The following is a 17,120-nucleotide window of genomic DNA, read 5'->3' as shown; positions in this document are numbered from 1 at the left end:
GGACCATTTTTGATAACAACGAGCATTCATAGGATAGGGGTGAAAAACTTCTATAAATTTAGTTTGCAAAGTCCGGAAAAACCTATTTAGCAATTGGGGATCATCATGATGAAAAGGAAATTCTTGATTGAAACCTTTAAAGAAATACCAATTCAAAATAATTTTTCCCCCATGATCTAGGGACTCTTTAACCATAGCTCAGCTGTGGAATTTAATGGCTGATTATTTGTATCAGGTATAGCAGGGTTATAGCATACTTCCACTTGACGGGGATTTAATCCCAGATTTAATAATCTTTCATAGAGACTTTTACAAACAAATACTAATCCGCTGGCTTGCTGAAGACTACTCAAACTAATCCGATTATCAACACCTATAGATAAATTTTGAAATATTCCTATCAATGAGTTGTTTTTGCTTTCACCCTGTAATTCAGAAATGAAATCAGTATGAAGATAACTGATATAGGGGATTTTTACACTTCTTGGAATCAATTGAGAAAGATAAAAAAGTTTCGTAATAAATGCAGTATGGCAAACAATAATATCCGGCTTTAATTCGGCAATTACTTTACTTAATTTTATAGCTATCCATATTTGATGCATTACTCCACCAATATAAAATAAATTGCCGGCAACTTTCATAATTATGAGTTTTTCAGCAGCTTTAAAATCAACTATCCATTGTAAATCCAAATCAGTCAATACTATTGTGGAGACTTTATAACCAGCTTGAGACTGAGTAGAAATTTGGGCGCTCCCCCAATATTACTTAAAACTAAATGACAAATATGCTGATTAGATTTCATAATTTTTCGAGCAGTTAGGAAGTGTTTGCAGTTCAAGAGGTTCGTTGAAAAGTGTCATCATATTGACTCCATGGTAATTAAGTGGTATTCTTGACCAAGACTTTACCGTTTGTCAATTACCACCTAATATACCAACTTTGAGTATACAGGAAGTTTTGAGCGATCGCCAACCTTAACCACTCACCAGAACTATGAGTCCCATCAAATTTGATCTCAAACCAGAAATCAGTATTATTCTATGTACATTTAATCGCGCCAAATACTTGGTAAACTGTGTTGAAAGTGTAATAAATCAAACACATCACAATTGGGAACTTTTAGTTGTTGATGATGGTAGTGAGGATGAAACTTTTACCATAATCAATGAATATCTATTAAAATATGGCAATATACGTTATCTAAAACATCAAAATCGGAAATTACCTTATGCCAAAAACGTTGGGATCCAGGCTTGCTTCGGAAAGTATATCACATTTATTGATAGTGATGATACGTACCTACCAAATTACCTAACCACACGTTTAGAGTATACTGATAAAATCCTGCATTCTTTATCTTAAACCGCGACCCCGCAAGCGTGAAAAAAACTTCATAAACAACATGTATGTTAAAGTGATGATCAAACCACTACTACAGCTGAATAGGTGGCAATTAAGTCGCCAGATTTCCATACTGTTATGCTTATTGAGTTTATGTTCCTTGGCAATATTGAGTGGTTGTCAAAACAACATACCTCAAAAAAACCATATTACCCATCTAACTTTATGGCAAGGAATTAACCCACCAGCGAATCGGGATGTTTTTCAAAAACTAGTGACCAAATTCAATCAAACTCACCCAAATATTCAAGTTGATTCGTTGTTTATTTTGGGATCAGATATGGCATTACCTAAAATATTAACCTCTGTAGTTGGTAACGCCACTCCCGATCTTTTGGTTTATAACCCTGGAATTACTGGACAAATTGTAGAACTAGATGCGGTAACTCCTCTAGACCAATGGTGGAATGAGTTTCCACATAAATCTGAGGTATTTCCTAACTTGTTAGAGGAGTTAAAACTAAATGGCAAATTGTGGTCATTACCATTTTGGAATAGCAACGTTGGCATTTTTTATCGTCCGGATTTATTTGAAGCTGCTGGTATCACCCAAACTCCTAAAACCTGGGAAGAATTAATAGCAGTTGCCCAAAAATTAACCCTAGATAAAAATGGGGACGGACGCCCAGAACAGTATGGCATATTATTACCTCTAGGTAAAGGGGGATGGACTGTTTTCACTTGGTTTCCCTTTGTATTAAGTGCAGGGGGGGGAATCATGACGGACAACTATCCAAATCTCAACAACCCTGCTGCTATTACCGCAATCAAATTTTGGCAACAACTATTACAAACAGGTGTAGCAACCCTATCTCCACCAGAAAGAGGTTATGAGGAAGATGCTTTTTTCGCTGGTCGGGTGGCCATGCAAATTACTGGACCATGGTCTTATATTACAAAATCTCCCGTACCCTTTAATGCGTTCCCCATCCCCATCCACACTACCCCAGCAACGGTAACTGGTACGGGTAATATATTTATGATGAAGACCACTTCAGAAAAACAACAAGCTGCTCTTAAATTCCTGGAGTTTATTGTCAGTCAAGAATTTCAAACCCCATGGTCCATAGGAACCGGTTTTTTACCCGTCAATATCAAATCTTTAAATAGTCCTGAATATCAAAACTATCTCCAAACCAGACCCTGGTTAAAGGTATTCTTAGACCAAATTCCCCTAGCTGGTTCCCTTCCCACTATAGCTGGTTTTAGTCGTATCTCGGAAAATTTAGGTAGAGCAATTGAGCAAACATTATTGGGCAAATCCTCAGCTGAAGTTGCTTTAAAACAAGCTCAGGAACGTTTGGAGGTAATTTGGGGAGACATGTCCTCCCCCTAAATTGCCAACCAAAATGGAAACTACACCGGAACATGAAGGTTTTTGGCAGTCTCAAAGAAAAAAGCCACATTCTCTTCTGGTGTTTCTGGTAACACTCCGTGTCCCAAATTAAGTATGTGTCCCCAATTGCCAGCTTTGCGAACTGTGTCTAAAATTCTCTCTCGGATAAACTGCTTTGACCCAAATAACACACCCGGATCTAAATTTCCCTGCACCTTAACGTTATTACCCAATCTTCTACGTGCATCTGCCATATCCACAGTCCAGTCAATGGTGAGAATATCCGCACCGGAGGTGGCCATCCTTTCCAACAGTCCTGCACTACCCGTAACTAACAGAATTAGGGGTGTGTCTGGATGAGTCCTTTTCACTAGCTCAAACACCTTTTTTTGGTAAGGTAAGGCAAAGGTATCATAATCTTGGGGACTTAATTGTCCCGCCCAAGAATCGAACATCTGTACTACTTGAGCGCCACAATCTATTTGGTAGCGGACATATACGGCTATAGACTCTGCCAACTTGTCTAATAACTGATGGAGAATATTAGAATCTGAGAAAGCCATATTCTTAATTACAGAATAGGTTTTAGAGCCTTTTCCTTCCACTGCATAAGCTGCTAAAGTCCAGGGTGCGCCAACAAAGCCTAGTACAGTTGATGCACTACCTACTTCCTGACGTAACGCTCCTAGAATCTGACGAATAAAAGGTAAAGCGGTTTCCGGATCTAGTGGGTGTAATTCATCAACTTGTTGTTGAGTGCGAATGGGCGAAAAAATAATTGGCCCTTTTCCTTCCGCAATATCCATGTCAATACCCATTCCAGGTAGGGGAGTGACAATGTCGGAAAATAAAATTACTCCATCGGGTTGGAAAGCTCTCCAGGGTTGGAGGGAGACTTCAATGGCCACTTCAGGAATTTCTGAGCGTTCCCGAAAGGAAGGATATTTCTCCCGCAGATCTCTATAAGCTTTCATGTAACGTCCCGCTTGACGCATCATCCAGACGGGGGGACGATCTACCTTTTCACCGCGTGCAGCTCGGAGCAGGAGAGGAACCGTTGAGGAAACACCCATTTAACACTTCATCCTAAGTCACTTTTATATTTCATGTTTAGCTTATCATCCCCAGCTTACGGTTCCCTCTTATATCTTTATAAAACTCAACATTCCTCAACCTTTGCTGACTCCGCTGGTTTTGAGAACATCGGTCATGGTGGGACAATAGTTGGGTAGGTCGAAAATTGCCGGGTTAATGGGATTATTATAGGTAAAATGCCTATACTTCATGCAGAATCTGTCCCAGGCGGCCATTTGAATTCTAAAGAGTTTAATGATTACATCTGCTAAAGCTAGGGAAAGGGGAATGCGAAAGTAAATCTTTTTGTTTAGGTATTCACACACCTCTTCTATGGCTTGATTTACTGTTAATGGTGCTTGACCTAAAACTAGTCTTCTGGGGTCTCCTGTTTGTGGTGGGTGATCAATCAAATGCTCTACAACCTTGGCAATGTCTTTACCGTGGATGAAGTGAAAACTGCCATCGGTTTTTAAAAACCGAATCATATTCATATATTTTGTCACCTCATGAATACCAGAGGTCAGGTGAGAGTAGGGTTTGTTTTCATCTCCTCCCAGTACTAGGGTGGGGAATACTGTGGTGATTTTGGGGAAAATCTCTAAATCCTCAATTTTATGCAAACACTTGTATTTGGAGCTAATATAATCAGTGCCAATTTCCCCAGCTTCTTTTAAAGGTTGATTTTCATGGTTCAAAACACTGGCAGTGGAAAAATAAATTACCTGCTCACACCTGTCAGGATTTAATAGATTCATTAGTTCTATGGTTTTATTCACATTAATATCAAAGATATTATTTCCCCCCCAGGAAGTGGCTGTTAAAACCGCTGTGTCAATGGTTTTGAGTAAATTGGCAAAACTACTAATTTCCCCCATGTCGCCCTGTAATATGGTCACACCTGGACGCATATCAGTATTAACTTGTAGCTTGCTAGGATTCCTCACCAGCAAATAGAGCTGATGATTGGTGTTTTCTATTAGTGTTTCACTAATGTAGTGACCAATACAACCACTGGCACCCGTGACTAAAATTCGTTTTTGACTCATTGTAAATTATCTCCCCCTACTTCCTCCGCTCTTGTAGCTTGCGATAAACTAATCTTAAATCTACTTGGTGATGGGCCAAAGCCACAAGAGTATGATAAAACAAGTCCGCAACTTCACCAGCGATCGCATCTGGGTCATTATCTTTAAAAGCCATGACTACCTCCGCACTTTCTTCACCTATCTTCTTTAAAATTTTATTATCGCCCCCTGCTAATAACTTACAGGTGTAAGAACCTTCAGTAGGATAATCCCGGCGATCGCATATCACGTGAAAAAGCTGGGATAGGGAATCTGGGGGAGGGGGAATAATTTTGGCGTCATCCAGCTGATGAAAACAACTACGTTCCCCGGTATGACAAGCGATATCACCGATCTGTTCCACAGTAAATAATAGAGCATCACTATCACAATCATAGCGAGCAGTTTTCACCCTTTGAATATGACCAGAAGTAGCGCCCTTGTGCCAAAATTCTTGACGGGAACGACTCCAAAACCAGGTTTCTCCCGTAGTTAAAGTTCGTTGTAAAGATTCCTGGTTCATCCAAGCCATCATTAACACAGTACCGTCAAGATAGTCTTGGATAATTGCCGGTACGAGACCATGTTGGTCATAGCGAATTTTTTCCACCGGGATAGAGGATTCTAAAGATAGAGATTGGGGGGATAGCATAATGTGCGAGGGACTTTATTTAAGAATCATCTCAATAATCAAACCATATCAAAATATGGGATAAAACAATAGGATAAACTTATCCTATTCTTTCATAGAACCTGAAATTAATTACTCTCTATAGGAGATCACCTTGATAAACACCACTATTAAAACCACAAAATCCCAAGAAATCTTTGCAGCAGCTCAAAATTTAATGCCAGGAGGAGTTAGCTCACCCGTACGCGCCTTTAAATCAGTTGGTGGGCAACCAATAGTATTTGATAGGGTTAAAGGTGCTCATATTTGGGATGTGGATGGTAATAAATACATTGACTATGTAGGCACATGGGGTCCAGCCATTTGTGGACACGCCAATCCAGAAGTAATTACTGCCCTGCACGAAGCCCTAGAGAAAGGTACAAGTTTTGGCGCTCCCTGTGTGCTAGAAAATATCTTAGCAGAAATGGTAATTGATGCTGTGCCCAGTATTGAAATGGTAAGATTCGTTAATTCTGGCACAGAAGCTTGCATGGCAGTGCTGAGACTAATGCGAGCTTACACCAATAGGGAAAAAATCATCAAATTTGAAGGATGTTACCATGGCCATGCGGACATGTTTTTAGTCAAAGCAGGTTCAGGAGTAGCCACCCTAGGGTTACCAGATTCACCAGGAGTGCCAAAATCTGCCACTAAAGGTACATTAACAGCCCCTTTTAATGATTTAGAAGCGGTCAAAGCACTATTTCAACAAAACCCAGGAGAAATAGCTGGAGTAATTTTAGAACCAGTAGTAGGGAATGCTGGGTTTATTGCTCCCGACGCGGGGTTTTTAGAAGGGTTAAGAGAAATTACCCAAGAAAATGGAGCATTACTAGTATTTGACGAAGTAATGACCGGGTTCCGAATTGCTTATGGTGGTGCCCAGGCAAAATTTGGCATTACCCCTGATTTAACCACCCTAGGGAAAGTGATAGGTGGGGGATTACCTGTAGGAGCTTATGGAGGTCGTCGAGAAATTATGTCCATGATTGCTCCAGCAGGTCCAGTCTATCAAGCAGGAACCCTGTCTGGAAATCCTCTAGCTATGACTGCTGGAATTAAAACATTAGAACTATTACAGAAACCGGGAACCTACGATTATTTAGAGAGAATCACCCAGAAATTAGTCAATGGAATGCTAACAATTGCCAAGGAAGCGGGACACAGTGTGTGTGGTGGTAGTATCAGCGCCATGTTTGGTCTATTTTTCACATCAGGTCCCGTGCATAATTATGAGGATGCCAAAAAATCAGACACAGCTAAATTTGGTAGGTTTTATCGGGCCATGTTGGAACGTGGTATTTATCTAGCTCCTTCCCAATTTGAAGCTGGCTTCACTTCTTTAGCTCATACAGAAGAGGACATAGACCAAACCCTAGCAGTGGTGAAAGAGGTACTCAGTAACTTGTAGAGAGACTGTCTGTGGGGGAGACCGGGAATCAATTCCCGGTCTCAAAGCGAAAGTCGGTTAAACCCGACTAGTCTTGTCATATTATAGGTTGGGTTGAGAAAGCCCAACACACCCACGAGACATAAATGCGATTGCGAAGCACTCCCTATGAGCGATCGCCAATTACCCGTGATTGTTTGAATTAATCCATACCTGGAGACTGTCCGTGGGGGAGACAATCAATTCCCGGTCTCAAAGCGAAAGTCGGTTTTAAACCGATTAGTTTTGTCATATTGTAAGTTGGGTTGATTAAACTCAACACCCCTAGACAAACCATGTTATATTAAATTAAACCGATAGAGTCAGTACCAAAGTGAATGGGAGGTATAGACATGGTGAGGCAAATTCCACCAAAAACTCAACTGGGGGTGATAAAATCTGAGATTAATCAGGGTGTGGAGACGTCTGAAATTGTCTACCCAGAAAGTGATAACAAACCTATGGCGGATAACACTAGACAATTTACATGGATTGTCAAAATTAAGGAAAATTTAGAAATACTATTTAAGTCTAATGCGGATGTGTTTGTGGCTGGGGACTTATTTTGGTATCCAGTGAAGGGTAGTAACAAAATTAAACTGGCTCCTGACACCATGGTGGTGTTTGGTAGACCCAAGGGATATCGGGGGTCTTATCGACAGTGGGAGGAGGATAATATTCCTCCCCAGGTGGTTTTTGAAATTTTATCTCCCGGTAATACTCAAGATGAAATGGATAAAAAAAAGCTCTTTTATCTGAAATATGGAGTGGAGGAGTATTATGTATATGACCCAGATAGGATTATTCTAAAAGTATCCATTAAGGAAAATAATTCATTTAAAGAAATTGAGAATTTTACTACTTGGACTAGTCCAAGATTGAAAATAAGATTTGACACGACCCAAGATGAATTAGTTATCTATTATCCGGATGGGAGTAGGTTTCTTAGTCCTGTAGAATTGAGTAATTATGCAGAACAAGAAAGATTTCTCAAAGAGCAGGAAACTCAACGTGCGGAACGTGAAAAATTGCTTAAAGAGCAGGAAACTCAACGTGCGGAACGTGAAAGACTGCTTAAAGAGCAGGAAACTCAACGTGCGGAACATGAAAGACTGCTTAAAGAGCAGGAAACTCAACGTGCAGAACATGAAAAACTGCTTAAAGAACAAGAAAGATTTCTCAAAGAGCAGGAAACTCAACGTGCGGAACGTGAAAGACTTCTCAAAGAGCAGGAACAAATAAAGTATCAAACCTTGCTATCACAATTAAAAGCTAAGGGTATTGATATTACTGCACTCGAATAAACTATTACCTGCACCAGAATACCCTTGGCGGTTTTTAAAAACTGGAGTACTGAAAGCACTCCCTATGGGAGATCGCCAATTACCCGTGATTGTTTGAATTAATCCATACCTGGAGACTGTCCGTGGGGGAGACAATCAATTCCCGGTCTCAAAGCGAAAGTTGGTTTTAAACCGATTAGTTTTGTCATATTGTGAGTTGGGTTGATTAAACTCAACACCCCTAGACAAACCATGTTATATTAAATTAAACCGATAGAGTCAGTACCAAAGTGAATGGGAGGTATAGACATGGTGAGGCAAATTCCACCAAAAACTCAACTGGGGGTGATAAAATCTGAGATTAATCAGGGTGTGGAGACGTCTGAAATTGTCTACCCAGAAAGTGATAACAAACCTATGGCGGATAACACTAGACAATTTACATGGATTGTCAAAATTAAGGAAAATTTAGAAATACTATTTAAGTCTAATGCGGATGTGTTTGTGGCTGGGGACTTATTTTGGTATCCAGTGAAGGGTAGTAACAAAATTAAACTGGCTCCTGACACCATGGTGGTGTTTGGTAGACCCAAGGGATATCGGGGGTCTTATCGACAGTGGGAGGAGGATAATATTCCTCCCCAGGTGGTTTTTGAAATTTTATCTCCCGGTAATACTCAAGATGAAATGGATAAAAAAAAGCTCTTTTATCTGAAATATGGAGTGGAGGAGTATTATGTATATGACCCAGATAGGATTATTCTAAAAGTATCCATTAAGGAAAATAATTCATTTAAAGAAATTGAGAATTTTACTACTTGGACTAGTCCAAGATTGAAAATAAGATTTGACACGACCCAAGATGAATTAGTTATCTATTATCCGGATGGGAGTAGGTTTCTTAGTCCTGTAGAATTGAGTAATTATGCAGAACAAGAAAGATTTCTCAAAGAGCAGGAAACTCAACGTGCGGAACGTGAAAAATTGCTTAAAGAGCAGGAAACTCAACGTGCGGAACGTGAAAGACTGCTTAAAGAGCAGGAAACTCAACGTGCGGAACATGAAAGACTGCTTAAAGAGCAGGAAACTCAACGTGCAGAACATGAAAAACTGCTTAAAGAACAAGAAAGATTTCTCAAAGAGCAGGAAACTCAACGTGCGGAACGTGAAAGACTTCTCAAAGAGCAGGAACAAATAAAGTATCAAACCTTGCTATCACAATTAAAAGCTAAGGGTATTGATATTACTGCACTCGAATAAACTATTACCTGCACCAGAATACCCTTGGGGGTTTTTAAAAACTGGAGTACTGAAAGCACTCCCTATGGGAGATCGCCAATTACCCGTGATTGTTTGAATTAATCCATACCTGGAGACTGTCCGTGGGGGAGACAATCAATTCCCGGTCTCAAAGCGAAAGTTGGTTTTAAACCGATTAGTTTTGTCATATTGTGAGTTGGGTTGATTAAACTCAACACCCCTAGACAAACCATGTTATATTAAATTAAACCGATAGAGTCAGTACCAAAGTGAATGGGAGGTATAGACATGGTGAGGCAAATTCCACCAAAAACTCAACTGGGGGTGATAAAATCTGAGATTAATCAGGGTGTGGAGACGTCTGAAATTGTCTACCCAGAAAGTGATAACAAACCTATGGCGGATAACACTAGACAATTTACATGGATTGTCAAAATTAAGGAAAATTTAGAAATACTATTTAAGTCTAATGCGGATGTGTTTGTGGCTGGGGACTTATTTTGGTATCCAGTGAAGGGTAGTAACAAAATTAAACTGGCTCCTGACACCATGGTGGTGTTTGGTAGACCCAAGGGATATCGGGGGTCTTATCGACAGTGGGAGGAGGATAATATTCCTCCCCAGGTGGTTTTTGAAATTTTATCTCCCGGTAATACTCAAGATGAAATGGATAAAAAAAAGCTCTTTTATCTGAAATATGGAGTGGAGGAGTATTATGTATATGACCCAGATAGGATTATTCTACAAGTATCCATTAAGGAAAATAATTCATTTAAAGAAATTGAGAATTTTACTACTTGGACCAGTCCAAGATTGAAAATAAGATTTGACATGACCCAAGATGAATTAGTCATCTATTATCCGGATGGGAGTAGGTTTCTTAGTCCTGTAGAATTGAGTAATTATGCAGAACAAGAAAGATTTCTCAAAGAGCAGGAAACTCAACGTGCAGAACGTGAAAAATTGCTTAAAGAACAAGAAAGATTTCTCAAAGAGCAGGAAACTCAACGTGCAGAACATGAAAGACTTCTCAAAGAGCAGGAAACTCAACGTGCAGAACGTGAAAAACTGCTTAAAGAACAAGAAAGATTTCTCAAAGAGCAGGAAACTCAACGTGCGGAACGTGAAAGACTTCTCAAAGAGCAGGAACAAATAAAGTATCAAACCTTGCTATCACAATTAAAAGCTAAGGGTATTGATATTACTGCACTCGAATAAACTATTACCTGCACCAGAATACCCTTGGGGGTTTTTAAAAACTGGAGTACTAAAAGCACTCCCTATGGGAGATCGCCAATTACCCGTGATTGTTTGAATTAATCCATACCTGGAGACTGTCCGTGGGGGAGACAATCAATTCCCGGTCTCAAAGCGAAAGTCGGTTTTAAACCGATTAGTTTTGTCATATTGTAAGTTGGGTTGATTAAACTCAACACCCCTAGACAAACCATGTTATATTAAATTAAACCGATTGAGTCAGTACCAAAGTGAATGGGAGGTATAGACATGGTGAGGCAAATTCCACCAAAAACTCAACTGGGGGTGATAAAATCTGAGATTAATCAGGGTGTGGAGACGTCTGAAATTGTCTACCCAGAAAGTGATAACAAACCTATGGCGGATAACACTAGACAATTTACATGGATTGTCAAAATTAAGGAAAATTTAGAAATACTATTTAAGTCTAATGCGGATGTGTTTGTGGCTGGGGACTTATTTTGGTATCCAGTGAAGGGTAGTAACAAAATTAAACTGGCTCCTGACACCATGGTGGTGTTTGGTAGACCCAAGGGATATCGGGGGTCTTATCGACAGTGGGAGGAGGATAATATTCCTCCCCAGGTGGTTTTTGAAATTTTATCTCCCGGTAATACTCAAGATGAAATGGATAAAAAAAAGCTCTTTTATCTGAAATATGGAGTGGAGGAGTATTATGTATATGACCCAGATAGGATTATTCTACAAGTATCCATTAAGGAAAATAATTCATTTAAAGAAATTGAGAATTTTACTACTTGGACCAGTCCAAGATTGAAAATAAGATTTGACATGACCCAAGATGAATTAGTCATCTATTATCCGGATGGGAGTAGGTTTCTTAGTCCTGTAGAATTGAGTAATTATGCAGAACAAGAAAGATTTCTCAAAGAGCAGGAAACTCAACGTGCAGAACATGAAAGACTGCTTAAAGAGCAGGAAACTCAACGTGCAGAACGTGAAAAACTGCTTAAAGAGCAGGAAACTCAACGTGCGGAACGTGAAAGACTTCTTAAAGAGCAGGAAACTCAACGTGCAGAACATGAAAGACTGCTTAAAGAGCAGGAAACTCAACGTGCGGAACGTGAAAGACTTCTCAAAGAGCAGGAACAAATAAAGTATCAAACCTTGCTATCACAATTAAAAGCTAAGGGTATTGATATTACTGCACTCGAATAAACTATTACCTGCACCAGAATACCCTTGGGGGTTTTTAAAAACTGGAGTACTAAAAGCACTCCCTATGGGAGATCGCCAATTACCCGTGATTGTTTGAATTAATCCATACCTGGAGACTGTCCGTGGGGGAGACAATCAATTCCCGGTCTCAAAGCGAAAGTTGGTTTTAAACCGATTAGTTTTGTCATATTGTAAGTTGGGTTGATTAAACTCAACACCCCTAGACAAACCATGTTATATTAAATTAAACCGATAGAGTCAGTACCAAAGTGAATGGGAGGTATAGACATGGTGAGGCAAATTCCACCAAAAACTCAACTGGGGGTGATAAAATCTGAGATTAATCAGGGTGTGGAGACGTCTGAAATTGTCTACCCAGAAAGTGATAACAAACCTATGGCGGATAACACTAGACAATTTACATGGATTGTCAAAATTAAGGAAAATTTAGAAATACTATTTAAGTCTAATGCGGATGTGTTTGTGGCTGGGGACTTATTTTGGTATCCAGTGAAGGGTAGTAACAAAATTAAACTGGCTCCTGACACCATGGTGGTGTTTGGTAGACCCAAGGGATATCGGGGGTCTTATCGACAGTGGGAGGAGGATAATATTCCTCCCCAGGTGGTTTTTGAAATTTTATCTCCCGGTAATACTCAAGATGAAATGGATAAAAAAAAGCTCTTTTATCTGAAATATGGAGTGGAGGAGTATTATGTATATGACCCAGATAGGATTAGTCTAAAAGTATCCATTAAGGAAAATAATTCATTTAAAGAAATTGAGAATTTTACTACTTGGACTAGTCCAAGATTGAAAATAAGATTTGACATGACCCAAGATGAATTAGTCATCTATTATCCGGATGGGAGTAGGTTTCTTAGTCCTGTAGAATTGAGTAATTATGCAGAACAAGAAAGATTTCTCAAAGAGCAGGAAACTCAACGTGCAGAACGTGAAAGACTTCTCAAAGAGCAGGAAACTCAACGTGCAGAACGTGAAAAACTGCTTAAAGAACAAGAAAGATTTCTCAAAGAGCAGGAAACTCAACGTGCAGAACGTGAAAGACTTCTCAAAGAGCAGGAAACTCAACGTGCAGAACGTGAAAGACTGCTTAAAGAGCAGGAAACTCAACGTGCGGAACGTGAAAGACTTCTCAAAGAGCAGGAACAAATAAAGTATCAAACCTTGCTATCACAATTAAAAGCTAAGGGTATTGATATTACTGCACTCGAATAAACTATTACCTGCACCGGAATACCCTTGGGGGTTTTTAAAAACTGGAGTACTAAAAGCACTCCCTATGGGAGATCGCCAATCATCCGTGATTGTTTGAATTAATCCATACCTGGAGACTGTCCGTGGGGGAGACAATCAATTCCCGGTCTCAAAGCGAAAGTTGGTTTTAAACCGATTAGTTTTGTCATATTGTAAGTTGGGTTGATTAAACTCAACACCCCTAGACAAACCATGTTATATTAAATTAAACCGATAGAGTCAGTACCAAAGTGAATGGGAGGTATAGACATGGTGAGGCAAATTCCACCAAAAACTCAACTGGGGGTGATAAAATCTGAGATTAATCAGGGTGTGGAGACGTCTGAAATTGTCTACCCAGAAAGTGATAACAAACCTATGGCGGATAACACTAGACAATTTACATGGATTGTCAAAATTAAGGAAAATTTAGAAATACTATTTAAGTCTAATGCGGATGTGTTTGTGGCTGGGGACTTATTTTGGTATCCAGTGAAGGGTAGTAACAAAATTAAACTGGCTCCTGACACCATGGTAGTGTTTGGTAGACCCAAGGGATATCGGGGGTCTTATCGACAGTGGGAGGAGGATAATATTCCTCCCCAGGTGGTTTTTGAAATTTTATCTCCCGGTAATACTCAAGATGAAATGGATAAAAAAAAGCTCTTTTATCTGAAATATGGAGTGGAGGAGTATTATGTATATGACCCAGATAGGATTAGTCTAAAAGTATCCATTAAGGAAAATAATTCATTTAAAGAAATTGAGAATTTTACTACTTGGACTAGTCCAAGATTGAAAATAAGATTTGACATGACCCAAGATGAATTAGTCATCTATTATCCGGATGGGAGTAGGTTTCTTAGTCCTGTAGAATTGAGTAATTATGCAGAACAAGAAAGATTTCTCAAAGAGCAGGAAACTCAACGTGCAGAACGTGAAAAAAAACTGCTTAAAGAACAAGAAAGATTTCTCAAAGAGCAGGAAACTCAACGTGCAGAACGTGAAAGACTTCTCAAAGAGCAGGAAACTCAACGTGCAGAACGTGAAAGACTGCTTAAAGAGCAGGAAACTCAACGTGCGGAACGTGAAAGACTTCTCAAAGAGCAGGAACAAATAAAGTATCAAACCTTGCTATCACAATTAAAAGCTAAGGGTATTGATATTACTGCACTCGAATAAACTATTACCTGCACCAGAATACCCTTGGGGGTTTTTAAAAACTGGAGTACTAAAAGCACTCCCTATGGGAGATCGCCAATCATCCGTGATTGTTTGAATTAATCCATACCTGGAGACTGTCCGTGGGGGAGACAATCAATTCCCGGTCTCAAAGCGAAAGTTGGTTTTAAACCGATTAGTTTTGTCATATTGTAAGTTGGGTTGATTAAACTCAACACCCCTAGACAAACCATGTTATATTAAATTAAACCGATAGAGTCAGTACCAAAGTGAATGGGAGGTATAGACATGGTGAGGCAAATTCCACCAAAAACTCAACTGGGGGTGATAAAATCTGAGATTAATCAGGGTGTGGAGACGTCTGAAATTGTCTACCCAGAAAGTGATAACAAACCTATGGCGGATAACACTAGACAATTTACATGGATTGTCAAAATTAAGGAAAATTTAGAAATACTATTTAAGTCTAATGCGGATGTGTTTGTGGCTGGGGACTTATTTTGGTATCCAGTGAAGGGTAGTAACAAAATTAAACTGGCTCCTGACACCATGGTGGTGTTTGGTAGACCCAAGGGATATCGGGGGTCTTATCGACAGTGGGAGGAGGATAATATTCCTCCCCAGGTGGTTTTTGAAATTTTATCTCCCGGTAATACTCAAGATGAAATGGATAAAAAAAAGCTCTTTTATCTGAAATATGGAGTGGAGGAGTATTATGTATATGACCCAGATAGGATTAGTCTAAAAGTATCCATTAAGGAAAATAATTCATTTAAAGAAATTGAGAATTTTACTACTTGGACTAGTCCAAGATTGAAAATAAGATTTGACATGACCCAAGATGAATTAGTCATCTATTATCCGGATGGGAGTAGGTTTCTTAGTCCTGTAGAATTGAGTAATTATGCAGAACAAGAAAGATTTCTCAAAGAGCAGGAAACTCAACGTGCAGAACGTGAAAAACTGCTTAAAGAACAAGAAAGATTTCTCAAAGAGCAGGAAACTCAACGTGCAGAACATGAAAGACTGCTTAAAGAGCAGGAAACTCAACGTGCGGAACGTGAAAGACTGCTTAAAGAGCAGGAAACTCAACGTGCGGAACGTGAAAGACTTCTCAAAGAGCAGGAACAAATAAAGTATCAAACCTTGCTATCACAATTAAAAGCTAAGGGTATTGATATTACTGCACTCGAATAAACTATTACCTGCACCAGAATACCCTTGGGGGTTTTTAAAAACTGGAGTACTAAAAGCACTCCCTATGGGAGATCGCCAATTACCCGTGATTGTTTGAATTAATCCATACCTGGAGACTGTCCGTGGGGGAGACAATCAATTCCCGGTCTCAAAGCGAAAGTTGGTTTTAAACCGATTAGTTTTGTCATATTGTAAGTTGGGTTGATTAAACTCAACACCCCTAGACAAACCATGTTATATTAAATTAAACCGATAGAGTCAGTACCAAAGTGAATGGGAGGTATAGACATGGTGAGGCAAATTCCACCAAAAACTCAACTGGGGGTGATAAAATCTGAGATTAATCAGGGTGTGGAGACGTCTGAAATTGTCTACCCAGAAAGTGATAACAAACCTATGGCGGATAACACTAGACAATTTACATGGATTGTCAAAATTAAGGAAAATTTAGAAATACTATTTAAGTCTAATGCGGATGTGTTTGTGGCTGGGGACTTATTTTGGTATCCAGTGAAGGGTAGTAACAAAATTAAACTGGCTCCTGACACCATGGTAGTGTTTGGTAGACCCAAGGGATATCGGGGGTCTTATCGACAGTGGGAGGAGGATAATATTCCTCCCCAGGTGGTTTTTGAAATTTTATCTCCCGGTAATACTCAGGATGAAATGGATAAAAAAAAGCTCTTTTATCTGAAATATGGAGTGGAGGAGTATTATGTATATGACCCAGATAGGATTATTCTACAAGTATCCATTAAGGAAAATAATTCATTTAAAGAAATTGAGAATTTTACTACTTGGACTAGTCCAAGATTGAAAATAAGATTTGACACGACCCAAGATGAATTAGTCATCTATTATCCGGATGGGAGTAGGTTTCTTAGTCCTGTAGAATTGAGTAATTATGCAGAACAAGAAAGATTTCTCAAAGAGCAGGAAACTCAACGTGCAGAACGTGAAAAATTGCTTAAAGAACAAGAAAGATTTCTCAAAGAGCAGGAAACTCAACGTGCAGAACGTGAAAGACTTCTCAAAGAGCAGGAAACTCAACGTGCAGAACGTGAAAAACTGCTTAAAGAACAAGAAAGATTTCTCAAAGAGCAGGAAACTCAACGTGCAGAACATGAAAGACTGCTTAAAGAGCAGGAAACTCAACGTGCGGAACGTGAAAGACTGCTTAAAGAGCAGGAAACTCAACGTGCGGAACGTGAAAGACTTCTCAAAGAGCAGGAACAAATAAAGTATCAAACCTTGCTATCACAATTAAAAGCTAAGGGTATTGATATTACTGCACTCGAATAAACTATTACCTGCACCAGAATACCCTTGGGGGTTTTTAAAAACTGGAGTACTAAAAGCACTCCCTATGGGAGATCGCCAATCATCCGTGATTGTTTGAATTAATCCATACCTGGAGACTGTCCGTGGGGGAGACAATCAATTCCCGGTCTCAAAGCGAAAGTCGGTTTTAAACCGATTAGTTTTGTCATATTGTAAGTTGGGTTGATTAAACTCAACA

At 39.4% G+C, this 17,120-nt stretch carries 14 protein-coding genes and 1 pseudogene; 11 read left to right on the top strand and 4 right to left on the bottom strand.

What is annotated here, in order from left to right; translation table 11 throughout:
- Window positions 1-176: 176 nt before the first annotated feature.
- The gene (locus IAR63_RS06650; protein WP_328701242.1) at window positions 177-704 is read right to left on the bottom strand and encodes a glycosyltransferase family 4 protein; all 528 of its coding nucleotides are present in this window, start codon (window positions 702-704) and stop codon (window positions 177-179) included.
- A gap of 295 nt (window positions 705-999) precedes the next feature.
- Between IAR63_RS06650 and IAR63_RS06645 the strand changes: the two are divergent.
- Together IAR63_RS06645 and IAR63_RS06640 are read left to right on the top strand one after the other, a co-directional pair.
- A pseudogene (locus IAR63_RS06645) lies at window positions 1,000-1,338 on the top strand (glycosyltransferase family 2 protein); the annotation flags it as partial.
- An 85-nt stretch (window positions 1,339-1,423) separates the two neighbouring features.
- Window positions 1,424-2,743, top strand: a complete 1,320-nt coding sequence (locus IAR63_RS06640; protein ID WP_187707027.1) for an ABC transporter substrate-binding protein — start codon at window positions 1,424-1,426, stop codon at window positions 2,741-2,743.
- Between the two features lie 20 nt (window positions 2,744-2,763).
- Here IAR63_RS06640 and hemE read toward each other — a convergent pair whose 3' ends face one another.
- The 3 genes from hemE to hisIE form a co-directional block, all read right to left on the bottom strand.
- Window positions 2,764-3,816 carry a uroporphyrinogen decarboxylase gene (gene hemE, locus IAR63_RS06635; RefSeq protein ID WP_187707026.1) on the bottom strand — a complete coding sequence of 351 codons (1,053 nt, stop codon included), beginning with the start codon at window positions 3,814-3,816 and terminating at the stop codon, window positions 2,764-2,766.
- 96 nt (window positions 3,817-3,912) lie between these two features.
- Window positions 3,913-4,866: an NAD-dependent epimerase/dehydratase family protein gene (locus IAR63_RS06630; protein ID WP_187707025.1), complete on the bottom strand. Its 954-nt coding sequence runs from the start codon at window positions 4,864-4,866 to the stop codon at window positions 3,913-3,915.
- A 16-nt stretch (window positions 4,867-4,882) separates the two neighbouring features.
- Window positions 4,883-5,536, bottom strand: coding sequence for a bifunctional phosphoribosyl-AMP cyclohydrolase/phosphoribosyl-ATP diphosphatase HisIE (gene hisIE, locus IAR63_RS06625; protein WP_187707024.1), 654 nt, complete (start codon window positions 5,534-5,536; stop codon window positions 4,883-4,885).
- Window positions 5,537-5,669: 133 nt separating this feature from the next.
- Between hisIE and hemL the strand changes: the two genes are divergently transcribed.
- The 9 genes from hemL to IAR63_RS06580 all read left to right on the top strand — a co-directional run bounded on the left by hemL (window position 5,670) and on the right by IAR63_RS06580 (window position 16,903).
- Window positions 5,670-6,968, top strand: a complete 1,299-nt coding sequence (gene hemL, locus IAR63_RS06620) for a glutamate-1-semialdehyde 2,1-aminomutase (protein WP_187707023.1) — start codon at window positions 5,670-5,672, stop codon at window positions 6,966-6,968.
- Between the two features lie 356 nt (window positions 6,969-7,324).
- A complete protein-coding gene (locus tag IAR63_RS06615) occupies window positions 7,325-8,290 on the top strand; it encodes a Uma2 family endonuclease (protein ID WP_235678374.1) in 966 nt (321 codons plus the stop codon).
- Window positions 8,291-8,563: 273 nt separating this feature from the next.
- Window positions 8,564-9,529, top strand: a complete 966-nt coding sequence (locus IAR63_RS06610) for a Uma2 family endonuclease (protein ID WP_235678374.1) — start codon at window positions 8,564-8,566, stop codon at window positions 9,527-9,529.
- A 273-nt stretch (window positions 9,530-9,802) separates the two neighbouring features.
- A complete protein-coding gene (locus tag IAR63_RS06605; RefSeq protein WP_235678373.1) occupies window positions 9,803-10,747 on the top strand; it encodes a Uma2 family endonuclease in 945 nt (314 codons plus the stop codon).
- 288 nt (window positions 10,748-11,035) lie between these two features.
- Window positions 11,036-11,965: a Uma2 family endonuclease gene (locus tag IAR63_RS06600; protein WP_187707394.1), complete on the top strand. Its 930-nt coding sequence runs from the start codon at window positions 11,036-11,038 to the stop codon at window positions 11,963-11,965.
- 273 nt (window positions 11,966-12,238) lie between these two features.
- The gene (locus tag IAR63_RS06595; RefSeq protein ID WP_235678371.1) at window positions 12,239-13,204 is read left to right on the top strand and encodes a Uma2 family endonuclease; all 966 of its coding nucleotides are present in this window, start codon (window positions 12,239-12,241) and stop codon (window positions 13,202-13,204) included.
- 288 nt (window positions 13,205-13,492) lie between these two features.
- Window positions 13,493-14,404 (top strand): Uma2 family endonuclease, encoded by a 912-nt coding sequence (locus IAR63_RS06590; protein WP_187707392.1) that lies wholly within the window; start codon window positions 13,493-13,495, stop codon window positions 14,402-14,404.
- Between the two features lie 273 nt (window positions 14,405-14,677).
- Complete coding sequence (locus IAR63_RS06585) at window positions 14,678-15,601, top strand: Uma2 family endonuclease (protein WP_407927152.1); 924 nt, start codon at window positions 14,678-14,680, stop codon at window positions 15,599-15,601.
- Between the two features lie 273 nt (window positions 15,602-15,874).
- Complete coding sequence (locus IAR63_RS06580; RefSeq protein ID WP_235678370.1) at window positions 15,875-16,903, top strand: Uma2 family endonuclease; 1,029 nt, start codon at window positions 15,875-15,877, stop codon at window positions 16,901-16,903.
- Window positions 16,904-17,120: the final 217 nt, after the last annotated feature.

This window comes from Cylindrospermopsis curvispora GIHE-G1, from assembly GCF_014489415.1.
In the GTDB taxonomy this organism is placed as follows: Bacteria; Cyanobacteriota; Cyanobacteriia; order Cyanobacteriales; family Nostocaceae; genus Raphidiopsis; species Raphidiopsis curvispora_A.
This window is presented reverse-complemented; position numbering and strand designations above follow the sequence as displayed.

Coding starts and splice junctions, on each gene's coding strand:
- IAR63_RS06615 (WP_235678374.1), top strand. CDS start 7,325: ATGGGAGGTATAGACATGGTGAGGCAAATTCCACCAAAAACTCAACTG.
- IAR63_RS06630 (WP_187707025.1), bottom strand. CDS start 4,866: ATGAGTCAAAAACGAATTTTAGTCACGGGTGCCAGTGGTTGTATTGGT.
- IAR63_RS06580 (WP_235678370.1), top strand. CDS start 15,875: ATGGGAGGTATAGACATGGTGAGGCAAATTCCACCAAAAACTCAACTG.
- IAR63_RS06610 (WP_235678374.1), top strand. CDS start 8,564: ATGGGAGGTATAGACATGGTGAGGCAAATTCCACCAAAAACTCAACTG.
- hemE (WP_187707026.1), bottom strand. CDS start 3,816: ATGGGTGTTTCCTCAACGGTTCCTCTCCTGCTCCGAGCTGCACGCGGT.
- IAR63_RS06595 (WP_235678371.1), top strand. CDS start 12,239: ATGGGAGGTATAGACATGGTGAGGCAAATTCCACCAAAAACTCAACTG.
- IAR63_RS06585 (WP_407927152.1), top strand. CDS start 14,678: ATGGGAGGTATAGACATGGTGAGGCAAATTCCACCAAAAACTCAACTG.
- hisIE (WP_187707024.1), bottom strand. CDS start 5,536: ATGCTATCCCCCCAATCTCTATCTTTAGAATCCTCTATCCCGGTGGAA.
- IAR63_RS06600 (WP_187707394.1), top strand. CDS start 11,036: ATGGTGAGGCAAATTCCACCAAAAACTCAACTGGGGGTGATAAAATCT.
- IAR63_RS06605 (WP_235678373.1), top strand. CDS start 9,803: ATGGGAGGTATAGACATGGTGAGGCAAATTCCACCAAAAACTCAACTG.
- IAR63_RS06640 (WP_187707027.1), top strand. CDS start 1,424: ATGATCAAACCACTACTACAGCTGAATAGGTGGCAATTAAGTCGCCAG.
- IAR63_RS06590 (WP_187707392.1), top strand. CDS start 13,493: ATGGTGAGGCAAATTCCACCAAAAACTCAACTGGGGGTGATAAAATCT.